Raw genomic sequence first — 20,351 nt, 5'->3', positions numbered from 1 at the left:
AGTAGGGTTTGCTGACAGTCTCGACGCCTGCCGACACGGCGGGATGACCGAGCTTGAGGAAGCCGAACTTACGGAGGGACAGGGGCGCGCCCTGTCGGCACACTGCACAAAGGAAAGTTACGCCGGCTATGCCAAGCGCACAGCTCCGCGCATCCTTGCGGCCACACGCAAACGACGAGCTCACGTCTTGGCGAACACAACGCAAACGGAGTTTCAGAATGCGGTCTCTGGCGAGTTTCAGAACAACAAAATCGTGAAAATGTAAGATACTGACCGGGCAGCAGAAATCTGGCTGGGGCGGGAGGGATCGAACCTCCGAATGGCGGAATCAAAATCCGCTGCCTTACCGCTTGGCTACGCCCCATCAGGCTCGGCGGATCGGCGTAGCGTGGAGACGCCCGGCGATTCCGGATCGGCGTCCGTGGTCTACAGAGCGCGCCCGCCCATTTCAACCGCCGGGCGGCAGGAATTTTACGGCGCGCCCAAGTGATCCGGGGCTGCCGCCAATTCGTCAATTTGGACAAGCTCTTATCCCGCCCGTCCCGAGCCGCCGCGGCGGCCTGCCGCAACGACTTGCGAAAAAGTTGAGACCCGGCCGGTTTCATGGGATGACGGCGGCCAAACCGGCAAATTTCGACCCCCGAGGACACGCCATGACCTATCGCGCCCCGCTCAACGACATGCTGCTCGCCCTCAACCACGGCGCCGGGCTGAAGGCGGCGGTCGAGGCCGGCCATTACGGCGATTTCGACCCCGACATCACCGCCGCCGTGCTCGAGGAAGCCGGCAAGTTCGCCACCGACGTGCTCGCCCCGCTCAACACGATCGGCGACAGGAACGGCGTCAAGCTCGCCGACAAGAAGGTGACGACCGCGCCGGGCTGGCCCGATGCCTACAAGCGCTGGACCGAGGCCGGCTGGAACGCGGTGTCCGGCCCCGAGGCGCATGGCGGCCAGGGCCTGCCGCTCGCCATCAACGCCGCCTGCACCGAGATCTGGAGCGCCTCGAACGTCGCCTTCGGCCTGTGTCCGCTGCTGACACTCTCCGCCATCGAGGCGCTCGACGCGCATGGCAGCGACGAGCTGAAGGACATCTATCTCGGCAAGCTGATCTCCGGTGAGTGGACTGGCACCATGCAGCTGACCGAGCCGCAGGCCGGCTCCGATGTCGGCGCCTTGCGCACCCGCGCCGAGCGCGCCGCCGACGGCACCTACCGCATCACCGGCTCGAAGATCTTCATCACCTATGGCGATCACGACATGACCGACAACATCGTGCATTTCGTGCTCGCGCGGCTGCCGGACGCGCCGGCCGGCACCAAGGGCATCTCGCTCTTCCTCATCCCCAAATTCCTCGTCAACGCCGACGGCTCGCTCGGCGCCCGCAACGACATCTATGCCAGCGGCATCGAGCACAAGCTCGGCATGCACGCCTCGCCGACCTGCACCATGACGATGGGCGACCATGGCGGCGCCATCGGCTATCTCGTCGGCGAAGAGAATGCCGGCATGCGCTGCATGTTCACGATGATGAACCAGGCGCGGCTCGGCGTCGGCCTCGAGGGCGTCGGCGTCGCCGATCGCGCCTATCAGCAGGCGCTGGCCTATGCGCAGGAGCGCAAACAGGGCCGCGCCGTCGGCAGCAAAGGCACCGGCTCCGATGCGATCATCGCCCATCCCGACGTCAAGCGCATGCTGATGCAGATGCGCTCGCTGACCGCCGCCTCGCGCTCGATCTGCTACGCCACCGCCGTCGCGCTCGATGTCGCCGTGCGCGCCAAGGATCCGGCCGTCCGTGCCGAGGCCGCCGCGCGCGGCGCGCTGCTGACGCCGATCGCGAAGGCCTTCTCCACCGACATCGGCAACGAGGTCGCCTATCTCGGCGTGCAGATCCATGGCGGCATGGGCTTCATCGAGGAGACCGGCGCCGCACAGCACTATCGCGACGCCCGCATCACCGCGATCTACGAGGGCACCAACGGCATCCAGGCGATCGACCTGGTGACGCGCAAGCTCGGCGCCAATGGCGGCGCCTCGGTGTTCAAGCTGCTCGACGAGCTCACCGAGATCGTCCGCCGCGTCGAGGCCTCGAACGATCCGGCCTTCGGCACCACCGGCGCCAAGCTGCGCGACGCGCTGGGCGCGCTCGACCGCTCCAGCCGCTGGCTGCTGGACAAGCTCGGCACCGCGCCGAACGACGCGCTCGCCGGCGCCACGCCTTACCTGCGCCTGTTCGGCTCCGCGCTCGGCGGCTGCATGCTCGCCAACGAGGCGCTGGCCGCGCGCAGCGAGAACGAGACCGACGGCGCCCGCCACGTCGCGCTGGCCCGCTTCTTCGCCGAGACGTTCGCGGTGCAGGCGCCGTCGCTGGAAAAGACCGTCACCGATGGCGCCGACGCCGTGCTCGCCGCGGAGGCCGTGCTGGTGGCGTGAGGACTCGAGCCACACAATGTGCTGGTGGCGCGACATGCGCCACACAAAAGGTGTCGTCCCGGCCTTGAGCCGGGACCCAGACTCACCGGCGGTCATGGCTTGGCCCAATCGCTCCTCCATCGTGCCCCGCACTCCTCCCTGGGGTTATGGGTCCCGGCTCAAGGCCGGGACGACAGTTGAGGTTGTGGCCGCGCCCTGCCCCGCACTACGTCATTGCAAACTTTGTGGCGATGAAGGTCGTTTCTTGCGCAGGCCGTCTACTCGGAATTCCGTCATCGCGAGCGCAGCGAAGCGATCTAGGGTCGAGCAAGGACTCTGGATTGCTTCGCTGCTGTTCAGCCCGGGGACATGGCTGACAGGTGTTCGGAGACATGGTTGACACCTCAAAATTGGCTCGATTCGTCAAGCAAAGGGGCGAGCGATGCCGTGGCGAGAGGTGTCTGTCATGGACCAGCGACGAGAGTTTGTGATGCTTGCCAAGCAGGAGGGAGCCAACCGGCGGCAGCTGTGTCGGCGGTTCGGCATCAGCCCCCAGACCGGCTACAAATGGATCGAGCGGTCTGACGCCGGCGATACGACGCTGGCGGACCGGTCGCGGCGGCCGCATCGAAGTCCGGAGCGCACCGCAGCTGCGACTGAGCAGCAGATTGTCGCGTTGCGCGATGCTCACCCGGCCTGGGGCGCGCGCAAGCTCGCGCATCGTCTCGATCGCGATGGGCAAGCTGTCCCGGCGATCTCCACCGTGCATAACATCCTGCGCCGCTACGATCGGGTGACGGAGCCTGGCGGCACGCCCGGGCAGCCCTACACGCGGTTCGAGAAGGATGCGCCCAATCAGCTGTGGCAGATGGACTTCAAGGGACACAGTGCGCTGGAGAACGGTGTGTCTTGTCATCCGCTCACCGCGCTGGACGATCACTCGCGCTTTTCCTTGTGCCTGGCGGCCTGCGACAATGAGCGCGGCTCTACGGTCAAAGGACATTTGGAGACGACGTTCCGCCGCTATGGACTGCCGGATGCGATGTTCGTCGACAACGGTGGCCCCTGGGGCTTTACTCTCGAAGACCCCTGGACCGCGTTGACGGTCTGGCTGCTGAAGCTCGGCGTTCGAACGATCCATAGCCGGCCCTATCATCCCCAGAGCCGCGGCAAGAACGAACGCTTCCACCGCAGCCTGAAGGCCGAGGTCTTTGCCTTCAAGCGTTACAGGGACCTTCCCGATGTCCAGCGGGCACTCGACGAATGGCGAGCCGTCTACAATCTCGACCGCCCCCATGAGGCTCTCGACTTCAATGTGCCGGCAAGCCGCTATCGGCCCAGCCAACGCACCATGCCGGATCGCCTTCCGACGGTGGACTACGACGAGGGGGAGATCGTCCGTTCCGTGTCGAGCACGAAGGCCTATGTCAGTTTCGAGGGACGGCTCTGGAAAGTCCCTCAAGCCTTTCGCGGTGAGCGACTCGCTATTCGTCCACTCAGACAAGACGGAAAATTCGGAGTTTTCTTTGCCGCTCATCAGATCGCAGCGATCGATTTGCGTGACCCCAAAAGTGTCAACCATGTCCCCGAACAGGTGTAAGCTATGTCTCCGGGCTAAACACTGCGCTCGCAATGACGCCAGGCGCACAGTCCCGATCCACACTGCCATACAAAATGCCGCATCAGATGAGCTCGTGATGAGATGAGCATTCGCGGTCTCGCGACGCCTGCCGCGCCCGAGTGATGCCCAGAAGTCCCGCCCTCTCCAGATGGAGGGCGCGAGGAAGGCCGGACCTCGGCTGAGGCCCGTGGCCCGCCTGCAGAAATAAAGCAGGCGGCAGTCACCACAGGTACAGCCGGACAGACCCGGCCTTCCCCGCGCGATGGTTTTAACGGGCTATAGCGCGCTCTTCCTGGTGCACCGGGCTTTCTGGCCACCATGTCGCGACGACGCGCTCTCGCGCATCGCGCTGGATACTAGCATCGGAGTATCAGAACCACACGCCTTCACCGTCCGCGAGCCTGACGTTCGTCCGTGCTATCAGCACGCCGCCCGCCCGCGTCCACCGCATCCCGCTGCAAACGTCCGTGACGACCGCGAACCGTCCCCTACCGTGCAACGGGATGCGCGGACCATAATGCTGATTTGGGGAAGCCGCCAAGCGATTTATGTTTTTCGGAATCCATTGACACCACGGCTTCGGATCGAGGTGAGTTGCCCGACGGGCGCATCGGATCGCCGCACCCAACCGCCGCATCCTTGACTTCTGAGCGCGCTCCGGCCAGTGCTACCACTGCCGCTCGCCGCGACCGGAACCACGTCTTTCAGCTCGGTCTGCGAAGGGATTGGTAACGCTCTGCATAGTTCATTGTTTTCATCATATCCGTTTGGAGACGCCCCATGAAATCGCTCGTCGCTCCTCTGTTCACCGCGGCCGTTCTGCTGTCCCCTGCTCCGGCCTCCGCCGTCGTGCTCGATCTCTCGACCATGAGCTGCAAGCAGTTCGTCGAAAGCGGCGACGACACCATCAAGATGGTGCTGATCTGGCTGGACGGCTGGTACAAGGGCGACCAGGACGAAGCGCTGTTCGACACCGAGGAGTTCGTCGCCAACGCCAAGAAGTTCGGCACCTATTGCGCCGAGCATCCCTCGGTCAGCATTGTGACGGCCGCGGAGAAGATTCTCGGCAAGTAACAGGCCATCGACGAATTGCTGAAGCAGGCTGCGTAGGGCGGGTTAGCGACAGCGTAATCCGCCGTCTCGCCGCTCCTCGAACGGCGGATGACGCTGCGCTTATGCCCCTGCTCCGTCGGGACGGCTCATACGCCCAACCAGATCAGCCCACCCGGCAACTCGTCCGCCGTAAAGTCGACCTGCAGCACGCGACGATGTCCGGGCTGCACGGACGGCTCCGACGCGTGCAGGATCGGTGTCGCATACAGCCAGATGTCGCCCGGCTCGGCGCGGCATACGGCGGTGCCCCAGCGCGCGACGACGACGGGCACATCGGCTTCCGGGATGCGACCGAGGCGGTGCGAGCCGGGGGCGATCAGGAGCGGCGCGTTGCCGTCAGGGACGGCGTCGAGATGGACGCGCAGGGTGACCATTCGCGCGAGCACCTCATAAGGCGGCGCGACGTGCTGCAGGCCGCCTTTGATCGTCCAGGGGCCGAAGCCTGCGACCTCGATGCGGTCACGGACCACGATGGTGCGGTCCTGATGCCAGGGCACCGCCCAGTTGGCCTGCGCAGTCTTATCGAAATAAACGGCGCGAACCGGGCGCGTCGCGTCCCCAAGAACGGCGGCGGCGGCGCGGCCGACCGGACCGTCATTGGCGAGAAAGGGTGTCAACGCTGCCACGCCGTGCAGACGCGTGCCGGCCTGCGCTGGTGCGTGGCCGGACAAGGCCGCGACAAGTCCGCGCAACGCCGACGCATCGAGCGACGCCGGCAAATGCACCGCACCGGCGTCAGCAAAGCGGGACTTCTGGAGAGAGGAGAACTCGACGGTCATACGCGCGTGAGATTAGAGCGCACCCAAGGCGTTTGGCAATCGCCAGTTCGGCGACAGCGCAGCGGGGCACGGACACAATCAGACGCAACTCGTCGCGCCAGCTCCGCGCTCTCGTTGCGTTGAAGAAGCAAACCGCGCGGCTCGCGCGGTTGGTCCCTCTTCACGCGAGAGTCCCATGTCGATCAGCTCCGTCAGTTCTCCTCTCTCCACGGTCTCGGCCCAGGCCACCACCGCCCCATTGTCCACCACAGCAACTTCGTCGACGACCGCCACGGCCTCGTCGTCGGCCACGAGCCCGGCCGACGGCGCATCGCAAAGTTCCTCCCGCAGCGGTGGCTCGTCTTCGAGCAAGGCAGTGGTCAGCGAGGTGTCGATCACGCTCGATGGCGTCACCACGACAACCGTCACCTATTCCGACGGATCGACCGAGGTGACCAAGACCGCAGCCGCATCGGACAGCAGCAGCAAGGGCGCGGAGGGTTACAATGCGCAAGGCTACAATGCACAAGGCGCTTCCGGAAACGGCACGAGCGGCGGCACCGGCACGTCAAGCCAGAGCATGACGGTGTGAGCCGTCGTGCATCCGCGATGGCCTGACTAACAGTTCCCGCGCGGAACCGTGGCGTATCGGCAGTCGGCCGTGACACTGCGGTGACGCCGCCAAGCAACACTGCGCGTCAGACTTCGCGATCGGGCGATTGTTAATTTGCGCCGCCGGCACGATTCACTGCTGTTAGCAAACAAGGCAATCAGGGGGGATGTCGATGTTGCGGGGCGTGATGGCTGGGGGGCTGCTGATCCTGGCGATGGGATCGGAGCTTCAGGCGGCGGGCGAGTCAGGTGCGGAGACGCGGATGTCGTGCTCAGATGTCCGTTACTACGTCGAGAAGTACACGGCCGAGGTCGCCGAGATGTATGCGCGCAGCCGCGGCGCCACCGACGCGCAGATCAACCGTGCCCGGCGCTGCCTGACGCCGGTGCATGCCCGGCGCGCGGAGCGGTGGCGGACGTCCGCAGAATAAGTCGAGCCGCTGCGGCACGCGATCGCAGCGTTGGTTACTCCGTCATGCCCGGGCTTGTCCCGGGCATCCACGCGGTTCTCAGCGCGCGGTATGACGTGGATGGCCGGGACAAGCCCGGCCATGACGACGTGGAGGGAGACGAGCACATAGCTGCGATGTTCGACGCGAGCCTTGCCTCCAGGGAGGTCGGCCGCTGCGTAGAAAATAGGGCGGGTTAGCCGAAGACGTAACCCGCCATCTTCGCGGAAAAACGGCGGATGACGCTTGCTCATCCGCCCTACTCCCAATCACGCCTGCTCGATCGCGGCAGGCATCTTGGCGACGGACATCAGCGAGCGGGCGACCTGGTTGAGGAGCTGATCGGCGTTCTCCTCCTCGGCCAGCGACTTCGACAGCAGGGCGACGACGGCGCTGTGGCGGAGCTGCTGGGCGAGATTGCGCGCGGTGGTGTAGCCGGACATCTCGTAATGCTCGACGCGCTGGGCGGCGCCGATCAGCGCCAGATCGGCGGCGGCATCCTCCTTGTCCTCGCCTTGCGCGATGATCTCCTGGCCTTCCTCGACCAGGCCCATCATGCCCTTGCAGGGTTTTGCCCGCGGCGTCTTGCCGAGCAGCTCGAAGCATTCGTTGATGCGCTCGATCTGCGCCTCGGTCTCGGCCAGGTGCTGCTCGAACAGTTCGCGGAGCTGATCGAAGCGCGCGGCCTCCGCCATCTTCGGCAGCGCCTTGGTGAGCTGCTTCTCGGCGTGGAGGATGTCGCGCAGCTCCTCGATCAGGAGATCGCCGAGGCCGGCCTCGTCGGCCGGCGGCGAGCTCTCGGTGACGATCGCATTGGCCGCGCCGTTCTCGGCCTGGATCGCCGGCGATTCCGTGAACACCCAGTCGCCGCCCTCGTTCCAGGGACCGCGGGTGTCGATCTCGCCGTGGTCGCCGGTGCCGGTGGAATCGTTGAAGAACTGATCGACCAGGCCCGGCGTCGGCGCGATGCGGCCGATGCTGAAGGCCGGCTTGTTCATGCTCTCCAACGCCAGCGCGAACGCCTTCATGTGGGTGATCTCGCGCGTCATCAGGAACTGCAGCGCGTCCTTGGTGCCGGCATCGTCGGTGAAATTGATCAGCCGCTCGTAGACGATCTTGGCGCGGGCTTCGGCGGCGATGTTGCTGCGCAGGTCGACGTCGAGCTCGCCGGTGATCTTGAGATAGTCCGCGGTCCAGGCGCTGCCCTGCGAGTTGAACAGGTTGACGCCGCCACCGCCGGCGATCGCGATCAGCGGATCGGCCTCGGCCGCCTCGCGGTCGAACTTGGCGGGCTTGAGATGCATGCGGGCGAGCGTGCCGACGACCTCGAGATGGCTCAGCTCCTCGGTGCCGATGTCCATCAACAGGTCCTTGCGATCGGGGTCCTCGCAATTGAGACCCTGGATCGAGTACTGCATGGCGGCGGCGAGCTCGCCATTCGCGCCGCCGAACTGCTCCAGCAGCATGTTGCCGAAGCGCGGATCGGGCTCGTCGACACGGACGGTGAACATCAGCTTCTTGACGTGGTGATACATGGAAGGCCTCGGACGTTTGCGGGGACGGCAAGCAAGGTCCGAACGGCCGGGCACCATGGTTGTTCCTTACCTCCGACTGATGGCGTTGCGCGTTCCTGCCGGCCGCGCGGCCCGGCAGGCCGGCCACGGCACGAAGGGTCAGGGGCGACGCCGCGTCAAACCAGCTCCCCCCGCCGGCCAGGTCCATATGCACGCCGGAACGCACTTCACACCTGGGTTGCCGGCGTCATCGGCGCTTCGCGCGTTCGTGCCAGGGATCCGCAAGAGGAACCGGCCGGGGGTCAGCGCATGCGCCGCCGGGCGCGGGCTACTGCGCGACATCCTGTTGGCAGCTGAACGATGGCCTCTTGCTAAGGTTTTCCCTACTCGCCTAAGCTGTTCCGCTGGAGAGTGACATGTTGATGCGAACACCGGCCAGGGAGAAGCCAGGTCTCGGCGAGCGAGTCCGCCGGGTCATCGAGCGACTCCGCGACCACGCATCGTCGTTTGCGCTATCATCGCCCGCGAATGGGGCGACAGTGCGGAAGCCCTCCTACGTCGTCGAAGAGGAGCCTGACGACAGCAACATGGATGTCGCGCTGGCGGCGCTGATCGACCAGATCGAACGTCCCGCGCGGACGCCGCCGCCGCGATTTCCAGGTCTGGCGCGCATCACCTCATCGCGTCAGGCGCCGCACATCCCGGTCTACGAGCGGCCGCCTTATTTCGACGTCGCGCCACGCCCCGTCGAGGTCGAGCCGCGGCGGATGCCCTATGATGAGCCAGCCGAGCGGATCGTGCCGGAGGACGAGCTGTCGGAGCTGCGCAAGGATCTGATGAGCGCGATCTCGGCGCGACTCGGATCGCCGGAGGATCATCTGGCGACGATCAGGAACCTGCTGAGGTCGGTGAAGTAGGATGTGGGGCCGCAGCAACATCGGCAAGACGGTCGAGGAGCTGACCGATCATCTGCGGCTGGTCGATCACGTGCGCGCGCTGCAGGACGGCCAGAAGGAGATCGCCGAGGCGATCCGGGCGGTGAACCAGCGCCTGACCTCGATCGAGGCCGAGTTCAGGGTGCTCAAGGCCGAGACCCAGCGCGACGCACTGCGCGAGGTGCAGCACGCCGTGCAGGGCGTTCAGGGCTCGGTCCATGACGAACTGACGCGCATGGCGACGCGGCTGGTGGTGCTGGAGCAGGCCCTGCGGCGCGAGGCCGTGCGGCAGCAGGCTCCGGCCGCTGCCTCGCGCGCAGCGCCCGTCCCCCGGTCCGACGGCGCCAAATAGGCGGCAGAGGCGGATCGATCGCGTGCGGCCGGTCGCGCCACGACGGGGCAGCCCGACGCCCGCGGGCCCTGCGGCGCGCCCATACGCCGCGAGGCGCGTTGAGACATTGTTAACCCGGCGGCGCGAGCCTCGCGGCGGACCTCACGCACGAGGCCAAAGGCGACGACAGTCCCGTCGCAGGGTGCGGACGTCAGCACCGGATCCGCAGCCCGCATCGGCCTCACATCCGAGCGAGGCGAGCCATGCCCATCAATGCCATCGGCTCCGTCACCACGACGTCAGCAGCCCCGGCGGCGACCGCCCTGGCGCGAACGGGATCGCGCTCCGCGGTCAGCACGGCCGGCGTCCCGACGGCGAGCAGGATCGTGATCAGCAAGGTCTCGATCACGGTCGCTGGCGAGATCATCACCACGACCACCTATTCGGACGGCACAACCGGGGTGACGGTCTCCACAGCGCCGCCGAGCACGGGGCTGCAGACCTACACCGCCCGGGGAACGCTCAGCGGCGGCCGCATCGCCGCGTGAGACGGTGCGCTTGGCGTCGCCGTCGGCCCTCAGCGCAGCCTGGCCGCGCGGCTCGCGATGTCGATGACAACGCTGCCGGTCTTGGCGTAACCCTGCGGCACCGAGCCCTCGCCCGCCGCGGGCTCGCGCATGTCTTCCGCATCCTTCGGCTTCGGAAAGCCTTTGCCACAGGCTGTCTCGATCGTCTCGCGGTCGGCGTAGCTCACGTCCGCAACGACCGTTCCGGGGCTCGGCCCGGCCGCGAGCTTCGACAGATCGAAATATTTGAGCTGCTCCGAACAGGTAACGATGTTGGTCAGGTAGGCTCCCGTCGTGTCCTCGGCCTGCAGCAGAAAATCATAGGACATCTCGATGGACCCGCCGCTGGCATTGGCGAAGCCGACGCGCGCCACGCCCGTCTCGACCACCCCCTGCCCCATATGCCCGGTCAGGCAGACGAGCACGTCCTGCGCTTCGTTCCTGGTGGTGGAGATGACGCATTCATCCACCTGCATGCCCGGCTGGAAGCCGCGAAATTTGTAGGCGCCGCCGACCTGCTCGAACACGACCGCGCCGCCGAAATCGGTCGCGTGCGGCTCGCAGCCGCTGCCATAGCTCACGAGCAGCAGCGGATTGCTGGAGGCCAGGAAACGTCCCTGCTGCCGCTCCGGCTTCAGGGTGACGTCACAGCGGCGCCCCTCGGAGTCGGGATAGGATCTGGCGCGCTTGCAGGTGGTGCCCGCGATCGCGCCGGGCGCGCAGAACAGCGACAGCAGCGCGCGGTCGGTGGCGGCAGCCTCAGCGATCCCCGGGAAGACCTGACAGAGCAGCGGCAGCGACAGCAGTACTGAAAAGAGCTTGGTCATCGAATTGCCTTGCAAAACATCGCAGTTCTGCGCGGGACGATAGCGGACGCCGATACTGTTGCAAACCAGTCGTAAACCACGGCGAGACTCATGGCGTACGCTCGCCTGCGGTCACGCCCGCATTCCCTTCGCGACCAATGACCGCTTCAGCCCTTGGCGCGACCAGCGGATGATGTAGGCTGCGGTGAGATGCAGGACTGGACAAATGGCCGGCGGCAACGCAGCGGCCGGCGCACACGCATGAGGGGCCCATGACCGACCATCTGATCGTCACCGACGAGGGCGAGACCCGGACGATCAAGCTCCGGCGGCCGGAGAAGAAGAACGCCATCACCCAGGCCATGTATCTCGGCATGAGCGATGCGATCGACACCGCGCAGAACAACCCGCTGGTGCGATGCATCATCATCAACGGCGGCTCCGGCGTGTTCACGGCCGGCAATGATCTGGAGGATTTCCTGCATGCCGGCAATGCCGGCAGCGACGCCGCGCGCACGTCGGCGGCGACCAAGTTCCTGTATTCGCTGGCGCATAACGTCAAGCCGATCATCGCCGCGGTCGACGGCGTCGCGATCGGCATCGGCACGACGATGCTGTTCCATTGCGACTACGTGCTGGCGTCGACCACGGCGACGTTCTCGACGCCCTTCATCCATCTCGGCCTGGTGCCGGAGGGCGCCTCGAGCCTGCTGATGCCGCAGACCATGGGCTATCAGCGCGCGTTCGCGATGCTGGTCATGGGGCGCACCATGACCGCGGAGGATGCGCAGATCGCGGGCTTCGTCAATACGGTGGTGGCGCCGGGCCATACCGAGGTCGAGGCGCACAAGGTGGCACGCGACATCTGCCGGCTGCCGGCCGAGGCGGTCGCGATCGGGCGCAGGCTGATCCGCACCGCGCCGGACGAGCTGACCCGCCGCATCGACCAGGAGGCCTATCTGTTCGCCGAGCGCATGACCTCCGAGGAGGCGGTCGGCGCGTTCAAGGCGTTCCTGTCGCGCAAGAAGAAGAAATGAGCGGAGCCGCGGCGGGCGCGCATGGCGCAGTTTGATGTCATCGTGATCGGCTGCGGCGCCGTCGGCAGCGCCGCATTGCTGCATCTCGCCAAGGCGGGCAAGCGCGTGCTCGGCATCGACCGCTTCCAGCCGCCGCACAAATTCGGCTCGACCCATGGGGAGACCCGCATCACCCGCGCGGCGATCGGCGAAGGCGTCGACTACACGCCGCTGGCGCAGCGCTCGCACGTGCTGTGGCGGGAGCTGGAGCGCGAGACCGGCGCACGGCTGTTCGAACAATGCGGCTGCCTGTTCATCCCGAGCCAGGATGGCGGCGAGGTCCACGGCGTCAGCAGCGCGCAGTTCTTCGCCAACATCGAAACCGCGGCGCGGCTGCACGGCGTCGACGGCGAGACGCTGTCGTCAGAGCAGTTGCGCGCCGCCTTTCCGGCGTTTGCCACCGCGGCGAACGACCGCGCCTTCCTCGATCGCGAGGGCGGCTATCTCATGGTCGAGGACTGCGTGCGCGCCGAGCTTGCGGTGGCCGCGCGCCATGGCGCGGAGCTCGTGACCGGCCGGCGCGTGGCGGCGTTTCGCCGTGCCGCGGGCGCCCTCGTCGTGACCCTGGACGACGGCGCTACGGCCTCGGCGGACACATTGATCGTCACCACCGGGCCGTGGATCACCGAGCTGATCGCGCCGCTGCGCCGCCGCGTCAATGTCACCCGCCAGGTGCTGTACTGGTTCGAGGTGCTGTCCCATCCGGAGCGCTTCGGTCCGGATGCGCCGGTCTTCATCTGGGACGTCACCGGCCGCGACCGCGCGGCCTCCGACATCTACGGCTTTCCGTGGCTGGGCTCGCCTGACAATGGCGTCAAGATCGCCAACGAGGTGCTGACCGGCGAGACCGATCCGGACGACGTCGCGCGCGAGGTCACGCCGGACGAGATCGCCGCGACCTATGAGACCTATGTCCGCCCCTTCGTGCCGGATCTTGGCCCGCGCTGCCTGCGCAGCGAGGTCTGCCTCTATACCAACGCGCCGGGCGGCCGCTTCGTCATCGACCGCGATCCGGGTGATGCGGACGTGATCTACGCCTCGGCCTGCTCGGGCCACGGCTTCAAGCATTCGCCTGGTGTCGGCGAGGCGCTCGCGGCGATGGCCCGGGGCGAGACGCCGCGCGTCGACCTCTCCGGCTTCACGCTGGACCGGCTGGCCGTCGCCGATCCAGCATAGCGGACGGCGCAACTACTTGCCGGACTGCAGCGCCGCCGTCTGCTTGGCCAGCCCCTCGTTGAACTGCGTCTCCAGCTTGTCGAGATAGGCGTTGAACTCGCCCGGCTTGACGAACGGGTTGGCCGCGCCTTCCGCGATCTTCGCCCGCTTGCCGGCCATGTCGTACATCTCCGGATGGGGCGCCAGCAGGATGTCGGGATGCGCCGTCTTGGCCCAGGCGAAGGTCTTCTTGTAGTCGTCGACGATGCCCGGATAGGTGGGACGGCCGACCAGCCGGTTCAACGCCACGGTGGCGCTGCAGAAGAAGATCAGGCTGCGGGTGGCGTCGCCGTCCTTCACGTCGGTCGTCCAGCTGGTGCAGCCCGGCGAATGGCCCGGCGTCTCGTGCGCCGTCAACGTCACGCCGCCGAGCGTGACGGTGTCGCCCTCGCGCACGGCGCGGTCGACCTTGACCGGCGGGAAGCCGAGATAGCGCTCCTCCTCGCGGCCCGGATAGAAGCCGCCTTCGAGCAGCGGCACGTCCTTGGCGCCCGCCACCATCTGCGCCCCGGTCTCCTGCTTGATCTGCGCGAGCCCGCCGGTGTGGTCGATATGGGCGTGGGTGTTGAGGATGTATTTGATGTCGGCGACCTTGAAGCCGAGCTTGCCGATGCTGGCCTCGATCTGCGCGGTCGATTCCGGCATCACGGTATCGATCAGGATATGGCCCTGCGGCGTGGTGATCAGGTAGGAGGCCAGCCCGTTGGTGCCGACGTAGTAGACGTTGTCGATCACCTTGAACGGCTCGGTCGGCTTATTCCACGCCGCGACCATCTGCTTCATCAGGTCCGGCAGCGATTGCGCTGCAGCGGAGCCGGCGGCCAGCGACAATGTCGCCGCGAGCAGCATCATTCTTTTCATTCCGGCCTCCCGATGTATTGTTGTTATGCAATCTTTTTATGTCATTGCGACCGCGACGGGGCAATCGCGCTTCGTCCGTCGGACCTGCACCACACGTGACCCTGCCATGAGCCGTCTGTCCCGCTTTGCGCTTGCCTGCCTGCTGACCGGCGCCGCCGTTGCAAGCATCGCCGGCCCGCCCGCCTCGGCCGAGGACGAGCCGGTGGCGTTGCGCATCCTCGCCATCAACGACTTCCACGGCAATCTGAAGCCGCCCTCCTCCGGGATCCGCGTCGCCGATCCCGCCGACCCGACCAAGACCACCGTGGTTCCAGCCGGCGGCGCCGAGCAGATGGCGAGCCTCGTCAAGCTGCTCGCCGACGGCCAGCCCAACACGATCTTCGTCGCCGCCGGCGACCTGATCGGCGCGAGCCCGTTCCTGTCGGCGATGTTCCACGACGAGCCGACCATCGAATCGATGTCGCAGATGGGGCTCGCGCTGTCGGCGGTCGGCAACCACGAGTTCGACGAGGGCAAGGCCGAGCTGCTGCGGATGCAGAACGGCGGCTGTCATCCGACCGACGGCTGCCGCGGGCCGCAGCCGTTCACCGGCGCCAAATTCCATTATCTCGCGGCGTCGACGTTCCTCGCCGGCACCGACAAGACGGTGTTTCCGCCCTACGAGATCCGCACCTTCGAGGACATCCCGGTCGCCTTCATCGGGCTGACGTTGAAGGGGACCGCGGGCATCATCTCGCCGGCGAGCGCGGCCGGCCTCGACTTCCGCAACGAGGCCGAGAGCGTCAACGCGCTGATCCCGGAATTGAAGGCCAAGGGCGTGCAGGCGATCGTCGTGCTGATCCACGAGGGCGGCTGGCCGTCCGGCGGCATGAACGAATGTCCCGGGCTGTCGGGGCCGATCGTAGACATCGTCAAGGACCTCGACAGCGCGGTCGACATCGTGATCTCCGGCCACACCCACCAGGCCTATGTCTGCACCATCGACAAGCGGCTCGTCACCTCGGGCGACAAGTTCGGCACGCTGGTGACCGCGATCGACGTCAAGCTCGACCGCATCACGCGCGACGTGATCAGCGCGACCGCCACCAACATCGTCGTCGACACCACGCTGCCGAAGGATCCGGCACAGACCGCGCTGATCGACGCCTATGAGAAGCTCGCCGCGCCCTACGCCAACCGGCCCGCCGGCGTGCTCAGCGCAACGCTGTCGCGGATGCCCGATGCGTCCGGCGAGAGCGTGCTGGGCGACGTCGTCGCCGATGCCCAGCTCGCGGCGACGCGGGCGGCCGACAAGGGCGCCGCGGTGATCGCGATGACCAATCCCGGCGGCATCCGCACCGATCTCGTCCGCCGCGACGACGGCGCCGTGACCTATGCCGACGTGTTCGCGAGCCAGCCGTTTCGCAACCAGCTGATGACGGTCACCCTGACCGGCGCCGAGATCAAGGCCGCGCTGGAGCAGCAATGGCTCGACCCGGCGCGGCCGCGCATCCTGCAGGTCTCCAGCGGCTTCTCCTATGCCTTCGATGCCAAACAATCCGCGGGCGCGCGGATCGATGCCGCCAGCATGATGCTCGACGGCAAGGCCATCGATCCCGCCGCGTCCTACCGGGTCACCATCAACAACTACCTCGCGCTCGGCGGCGACGGCTTCACCGCGTTCAAGAGCGGCCGCGATCCGATCACCGGCCCCTATGACGACGAGGCGCTGTTCGCCTATCTCAAGGCCAACGGCCCGCTGGCGCCGCCGCCGCGCGGCCGCATCGTCAACAAGGCCTCGTGACGCCCCGCACGCTGGGCGGAAAGCCGGTCATATCGCCCGCGGGGCTCTTTCCGAGGCTGCGTTCAGCGCATAGATTGGGCACTCCCGCAACGCGCGAGTGGCAGAGCCCTGATGTCGACGCTGTATCTCTCTCATGAAGCCTGCCTCGATCACGCCACGCCGTCCGGCCACCCCGAGCGCGCCGACCGGCTGCGCGCCGTCGAGGAGGCGCTGACCGAGGAGCGCTTCGCCCTGCTCGATCGCGACGAGGCCCCGGAGGCGGACATCGAGCTCGCCCTGCTCTGCCACAACGAGCACTACGTCACCGAGCTGCGCCATATGGCCCCGACCTCGGGGATCATCTATCTCGACGGCGATACCTCGATGTCGCCGGGCACCTGGGAAGCGGTGATGCGCGGCGTCGGCGGCGCGGTCGCGGCGACCGAGTCGGTGATGTCCGGCCGCCACCGCAACGCCTTCGTCGCGGTGCGCCCGCCCGGGCACCATGCCGAGATCGCCAAGCCGATGGGCTTCTGCTTCTTCGACAATGTCGCGATCGCCGCGCGCTACGCCCAACGCACCTTCGGCATCGCGCGCGCCGCCATCGTCGATTTCGACGTCCACCATGGCAACGGCACCCAGGACATCTTCTGGGCCGACAAGAGCGTGATGTACTGCTCGACCCACCAGATGCCGCTGTTCCCGGGCACCGGCGCCCGCGGCGAGCGCGGCGAGCACGACACCATCGTCAACGCGCCGCTGGCCTCCGAGGACGGCAGCCTCGAGTTCCGCTCCGCCTTCGAGAACCTGATCCTGCCGCAGCTCACTAAGTTCAGCCCGGAGCTCGTGATCATCTCGGCCGGCTTCGACGCCCACTATCGCGATCCGCTGGCGTCGCTCAACCTGCGGGCCGAGGATTTCGGCTGGGTCACCCGCAAGCTGATGGATCTGGCTGACAAGACCGCCGGCGGCCGCGTCGTTTCGGTCCTGGAGGGCGGCTATGACCTTCAGGGGCTTAAGGAATCCGTCGCGGCCCACGTCGCGGCGCTGACCGGGGCGTAATCCCCAGGTTCCGGCCGATCCACCCCGGCAGGGCCTGACAGGGCCGCGAGCGGGGTGTAAAAGCACGGCCCCGGAGTTGAGTGAGCTGCAGGGAACCCGCATGGCGGACAACACCGTAACCGACGTCAAGAAGCTGTCGTTCGAGCGCGCGATCGAGGAGCTGGAAACGATCGTGAAGCGGCTCGAGGACGGCAAGGTGCCGCTCGAGGAGTCGGTGACGATCTATGAGCGCGGCGAGGCGCTGAAGCGGCGCTGCGAGGAACTGCTGCGCCAGGCCGAGGCCCGGGTCGAGAAGATCACGACCGACGCCAGCGGCCATGCGGCGGGAACCGTACCGCTCGACGTGCAATAGCGGCTAGCGGCGGGCCTCTCCGGGCAACAGTCCGGATTTATTTCGCTGCCGTCCGGCGCGACTTTCACGCGCGGTCGGAGCGCCTCTCAATCGTGCAATTCGGCCGCACATCGGAGCAGCTGCATTGTCGACGGGCTTGGCCGCCAAGTGCCCCCTGGCGAAGTCTCTGCCCCGCGTTCACCGATCGAGAGCCGCCGCTACGTGCTTCGTTTACCATGCGACACGATTGGATCCTGGCAGTTCGACCATGGCGTCCCCGATCCCATGAGCGCGCCGGTCCACGGCTGCAAGCGTCCGGGCCCGATCATGACAACGTGCTGCGCTCATAGGCCTTCCGCGTCCGCTTCGTGACGGCCCACGAAAGGCCGCACGCCGGCGACTTCTTCATGATCGTCCGCGGACCGATCCCCTTACGCGAACGCATGGCTCACCGCGCCGCGGCGCGCGCAATCGCCGCATCGGCGGATTCTGTGCCGCGGGAAAAAGCCTGGACCGAGCTCGCGTCCCCGGTCTATTGCGGAGCGCTGGCTGCCGTCGATTTGAGCAGCGCACTGGAACCTCCGGCACGCCGCCGCGGTTGAGACGTGGCGCAAAGGTACCGTTTGCGGGCTTGCCAACGCCCGCCGGGTTGGCTTTAAGACGCACTTTGGTGTAAAGCTTCTCGCAACTGCGGGTTTTTGGAAGTGTCCATCCTCTCCAGAGAGAGGAATCTAAGCGCTTGCAAGAGCTAGCAAAACTCACTTGGCTGAACGACTTGGCGATCTTGGGCGACTAACGAGGACGGCAAGGCCACCAAGAGTGACTTACATCACATAGATCGATCCCAAACCCGGCTAGTCTTCGGACTGCGGCTTCGATCCGCGCGGATGTGACCTTCAAGACCTCAGGTTTCGCCGCCCGTTACGATGAACCTCTCAGATGTCGGCCCTTGAACCCGACCTGCAAAATTGGAATGTCACCGTGACCACATTTAGTAAGACGCCGCTTCTCGACACCATCAAGACCCCGGAAGATCTGCGCCGGCTGAAGGTCGAGCAGGTCCGGCAGGTCGCCGACGAATTGCGCCAGGAGACCATCGACGCGGTCTCGGTGACCGGCGGCCATTTCGGCGCGGGTCTCGGCGTGGTCGAGCTGACCACGGCCATCCATTACGTATTCGACACCCCGCGCGACCGCCTGATCTGGGACGTCGGCCACCAGGCCTATCCGCACAAGATCCTGACCGGACGCCGCGACCGCATCCGCACCTTGCGCACCGGCGGCGGCCTGTCCGGGTTTACCAAGCGCGCCGAGAGCGACTACGATCCGTTTGGCGCTGCGCACTCGTCGACCTCGATTTCCGCCGGCCTCGGCATGGCCGTGGCGCGCGACCTGTCGGGCGGCAAGAACAACGTGATCGCCGTGATCGGCGACGGTGCGATGTCCGCCGGCATGGCCTATGAGGCGATGAACAATGCCGGCGCGATGAACTCCCGCCTTATCGTGATCCTCAACGACAACGACATGTCGATCGCGCCGCCGGTCGGCGCGATGTCGGCCTATCTGTCCCGCCTCTACTCGGGCAAGACCTACCGTACCCTGCGCGATGCCGCCAAGCAGCTCGGCCAGCATCTGCCCAAGGTGATTGCCAACCGCGCCAGCCGCGTCGAGGAATATTCGCGCGGCTTCATGATGGACGGCGGCACGCTGTTCGAGGAGCTCGGCTTCTACTACGTCGGCCCGATCGACGGCCACAACCTCGACCATCTGCTCCCCGTGCTGAAGAACGTCCGCGACATGGAGGCCGGCCCGATCCTGGTCCACGTCGTGACCCAGAAGGGCAAGGGCTACTCGCCCGCGGAAGCGGCGGCCGACAAATATCACGCGGTCGCCAAGTTCGACATCGCCACCGGCACCCAGGCCAAGGCCAAGCCGAACGCGCCGGCCTATCAGAACGTGTTCGGCCAGAGCCTGGTCAAGGAAGCCGAGAAGGACGACAAGATCGTCGGCATCACGGCCGCGATGCCCTCGGGCACCGGCATCGACATCTTCGCCAAGGCGTTCCCGAAGCGCACCTTCGACGTCGGCATCGCCGAGCAGCATGCGGTGACCTTCGCCGCCGGCCTCGCGGCGGAAGGCTACAAGCCGTTCTGCGCGATCTACTCGACCTTCCTGCAGCGCGGCTACGACCAGATCGTCCACGACGTCTGCATCCAGAGCCTGCCGGTGCGCTTCGCGATCGACCGCGCCGGCCTGGTCGGCGCCGACGGCGCCACCCATGCCGGCTCGTTCGACAACGCCTATCTCGGCTGCCTGCCGAACATGGTGATCATGGCGGCCTCCGACGAGGCCGAGCTGGTACACATGGTGGCGACCCAGGTCGCGATCAACGACCGGCCGAGCTCGGTGCGCTATCCGCGCGGCGAAGGCCGCGGCGTGGAAATGCCCGAGGTTGGCGTTCCCTTGCCGATCGGCAAGGGCCGCATGATCCGCCAGGGCAAGCAGGTCGCTCTGCTCTCGTTCGGCACCCGGTTGGCCGAGTGCGAGAAGGCGGCCGACGAGCTCGCCGCCCATGGCCTGTCCGCCTCGATCGCCGATGCGCGCTTCATGAAGCCGCTCGACGAGGAGCTGGTGATGAAGCTCGCCCGCGAGCACGACATCCTGATCACGATCGAGGAAGGCTCGATCGGCGGCTTCGGCTCGCACGTGATGCAGTATCTGTCCGACCAGGGCATGCTGGACGGCGGCCTGAAGATGCGTTCGATGGTGCTGCCCGACGAGTTCCAGGACCACGACACGCCGGCGGCGATGTACGCCCGCGCCGGGCTGGACGCCAAGGGCATCGTCCGCAAGGTGTTCGAGGCGCTCGGCAAGGACTACGCGACCGAGTCGGTCAAGCTCGCCTGAGGGCGGGCTTGCGTCCCGCAG

18 protein-coding genes and 1 tRNA gene are annotated in these 20,351 nt (G+C 66.6%); 14 read left to right on the top strand and 5 right to left on the bottom strand.

The genetic code is table 11. From position 1 onward, the window contains the following. Nucleotides 1–289: 289 nt before the first annotated feature. Nucleotides 290–364 (bottom strand) — tRNA-Gln (locus QX128_RS20260). 289 nt (nucleotides 365–653) lie between these two features. On the opposite strand from QX128_RS20260, the gene QX128_RS20255 reads away from it, so the two are divergent. The 3 genes from QX128_RS20255 (at nucleotide 654) to QX128_RS20245 (ending at nucleotide 5,106) form a co-directional block, all read left to right on the top strand. Beyond that, nucleotides 654–2,432, top strand: a complete 1,779-nt coding sequence (locus QX128_RS20255; protein ID WP_315802338.1) for an acyl-CoA dehydrogenase — start codon at nucleotides 654–656, stop codon at nucleotides 2,430–2,432. A gap of 421 nt (nucleotides 2,433–2,853) precedes the next feature. Beyond that, nucleotides 2,854–4,011 carry an IS481 family transposase gene (locus tag QX128_RS20250; protein ID WP_316216558.1) on the top strand — a complete coding sequence of 386 codons (1,158 nt, stop codon included), beginning with the start codon at nucleotides 2,854–2,856 and terminating at the stop codon, nucleotides 4,009–4,011. 801 nt (nucleotides 4,012–4,812) lie between these two features. Continuing rightward, nucleotides 4,813–5,106, top strand: a complete 294-nt coding sequence (locus QX128_RS20245; protein WP_315802337.1) for an HdeA/HdeB family chaperone — start codon at nucleotides 4,813–4,815, stop codon at nucleotides 5,104–5,106. A gap of 125 nt (nucleotides 5,107–5,231) precedes the next feature. Here QX128_RS20245 and QX128_RS20240 read toward each other — a convergent pair whose 3' ends face one another. Then, a complete protein-coding gene (locus QX128_RS20240) occupies nucleotides 5,232–5,924 on the bottom strand; it encodes a phytanoyl-CoA dioxygenase family protein (RefSeq protein ID WP_316238324.1) in 693 nt (230 codons plus the stop codon). Nucleotides 5,925–6,099: 175 nt separating this feature from the next. Here QX128_RS20240 and QX128_RS20235 point away from each other — a divergent pair, with 175 nt between their 5' ends. Together QX128_RS20235 and QX128_RS20230 are read left to right on the top strand one after the other, a co-directional pair. Continuing rightward, nucleotides 6,100–6,495 carry a hypothetical protein gene (locus QX128_RS20235; protein ID WP_316238323.1) on the top strand — a complete coding sequence of 132 codons (396 nt, stop codon included), beginning with the start codon at nucleotides 6,100–6,102 and terminating at the stop codon, nucleotides 6,493–6,495. Between the two features lie 235 nt (nucleotides 6,496–6,730). Continuing rightward, a complete protein-coding gene (locus tag QX128_RS20230) occupies nucleotides 6,731–6,946 on the top strand; it encodes a hypothetical protein (RefSeq protein ID WP_316218460.1) in 216 nt (71 codons plus the stop codon). Nucleotides 6,947–7,233: 287 nt separating this feature from the next. Here the strand turns inward: QX128_RS20230 and QX128_RS20225 are convergent, their stop codons facing one another. Next, nucleotides 7,234–8,499, bottom strand: coding sequence for a DUF892 family protein (locus QX128_RS20225; protein WP_315802333.1), 1,266 nt, complete (start codon nucleotides 8,497–8,499; stop codon nucleotides 7,234–7,236). Nucleotides 8,500–8,894: 395 nt separating this feature from the next. Here QX128_RS20225 and QX128_RS20220 point away from each other — a divergent pair, with 395 nt between their 5' ends. The 3 genes from QX128_RS20220 (at nucleotide 8,895) to QX128_RS20210 (ending at nucleotide 10,292) form a co-directional block, all read left to right on the top strand. Beyond that, a complete protein-coding gene (locus QX128_RS20220) occupies nucleotides 8,895–9,395 on the top strand; it encodes a hypothetical protein (RefSeq protein ID WP_316238322.1) in 501 nt (166 codons plus the stop codon). A 1-nt stretch (nucleotide 9,396) separates the two neighbouring features. Beyond that, complete coding sequence (locus tag QX128_RS20215) at nucleotides 9,397–9,765, top strand: hypothetical protein (RefSeq protein WP_315802331.1); 369 nt, start codon at nucleotides 9,397–9,399, stop codon at nucleotides 9,763–9,765. A gap of 242 nt (nucleotides 9,766–10,007) precedes the next feature. Beyond that, nucleotides 10,008–10,292: a hypothetical protein gene (locus QX128_RS20210; RefSeq protein WP_315802330.1), complete on the top strand. Its 285-nt coding sequence runs from the start codon at nucleotides 10,008–10,010 to the stop codon at nucleotides 10,290–10,292. Between the two features lie 29 nt (nucleotides 10,293–10,321). Here the strand turns inward: QX128_RS20210 and QX128_RS20205 are convergent, their stop codons facing one another. Beyond that, on the bottom strand, nucleotides 10,322–11,137 hold the full coding sequence (locus QX128_RS20205) for a hypothetical protein (protein ID WP_316238321.1): 816 nt from the start codon (nucleotides 11,135–11,137) through the stop codon (nucleotides 10,322–10,324). A gap of 251 nt (nucleotides 11,138–11,388) precedes the next feature. On the opposite strand from QX128_RS20205, the gene QX128_RS20200 reads away from it, so the two are divergent. Both QX128_RS20200 and solA read left to right on the top strand, forming a co-directional pair. Next, nucleotides 11,389–12,153, top strand: a complete 765-nt coding sequence (locus tag QX128_RS20200; RefSeq protein ID WP_316238320.1) for a crotonase/enoyl-CoA hydratase family protein — start codon at nucleotides 11,389–11,391, stop codon at nucleotides 12,151–12,153. 21 nt (nucleotides 12,154–12,174) lie between these two features. Then, entirely contained in the window at nucleotides 12,175–13,368 is a 1,194-nt protein-coding gene (gene solA, locus QX128_RS20195) for an N-methyl-L-tryptophan oxidase (protein ID WP_316238319.1), read from the top strand. 12 nt (nucleotides 13,369–13,380) lie between these two features. On the opposite strand, the gene bla is transcribed toward solA, so the two are convergent. Further along, nucleotides 13,381–14,268 carry a subclass B3 metallo-beta-lactamase gene (bla, locus tag QX128_RS20190; RefSeq protein WP_316218409.1) on the bottom strand — a complete coding sequence of 296 codons (888 nt, stop codon included), beginning with the start codon at nucleotides 14,266–14,268 and terminating at the stop codon, nucleotides 13,381–13,383. A 106-nt stretch (nucleotides 14,269–14,374) separates the two neighbouring features. Between bla and QX128_RS20185 the strand changes: the two genes are divergently transcribed. From QX128_RS20185 to dxs, 4 genes are all read left to right on the top strand, one after another. Further along, nucleotides 14,375–16,051, top strand: coding sequence for a bifunctional metallophosphatase/5'-nucleotidase (locus tag QX128_RS20185; protein WP_316238318.1), 1,677 nt, complete (start codon nucleotides 14,375–14,377; stop codon nucleotides 16,049–16,051). A gap of 111 nt (nucleotides 16,052–16,162) precedes the next feature. Further along, on the top strand, nucleotides 16,163–17,092 hold the full coding sequence (locus QX128_RS20180; RefSeq protein ID WP_315802324.1) for a histone deacetylase family protein: 930 nt from the start codon (nucleotides 16,163–16,165) through the stop codon (nucleotides 17,090–17,092). A gap of 100 nt (nucleotides 17,093–17,192) precedes the next feature. Continuing rightward, on the top strand, nucleotides 17,193–17,444 hold the full coding sequence (locus tag QX128_RS20175; RefSeq protein WP_315802323.1) for an exodeoxyribonuclease VII small subunit: 252 nt from the start codon (nucleotides 17,193–17,195) through the stop codon (nucleotides 17,442–17,444). Between the two features lie 960 nt (nucleotides 17,445–18,404). Then, a complete protein-coding gene (dxs, locus tag QX128_RS20170; RefSeq protein WP_316238317.1) occupies nucleotides 18,405–20,330 on the top strand; it encodes a 1-deoxy-D-xylulose-5-phosphate synthase in 1,926 nt (641 codons plus the stop codon). Nucleotides 20,331–20,351: the final 21 nt, after the last annotated feature.

The sequence above is a fragment of the Bradyrhizobium sp. SZCCHNR1015 genome (genome assembly GCF_032489875.1).
Classification (GTDB): domain Bacteria; phylum Pseudomonadota; class Alphaproteobacteria; order Rhizobiales; family Xanthobacteraceae; genus Bradyrhizobium.
The sequence above is the reverse complement of the archived record's forward strand: the minus strand, read 5'-3'. Positions and strand labels throughout refer to the sequence as shown.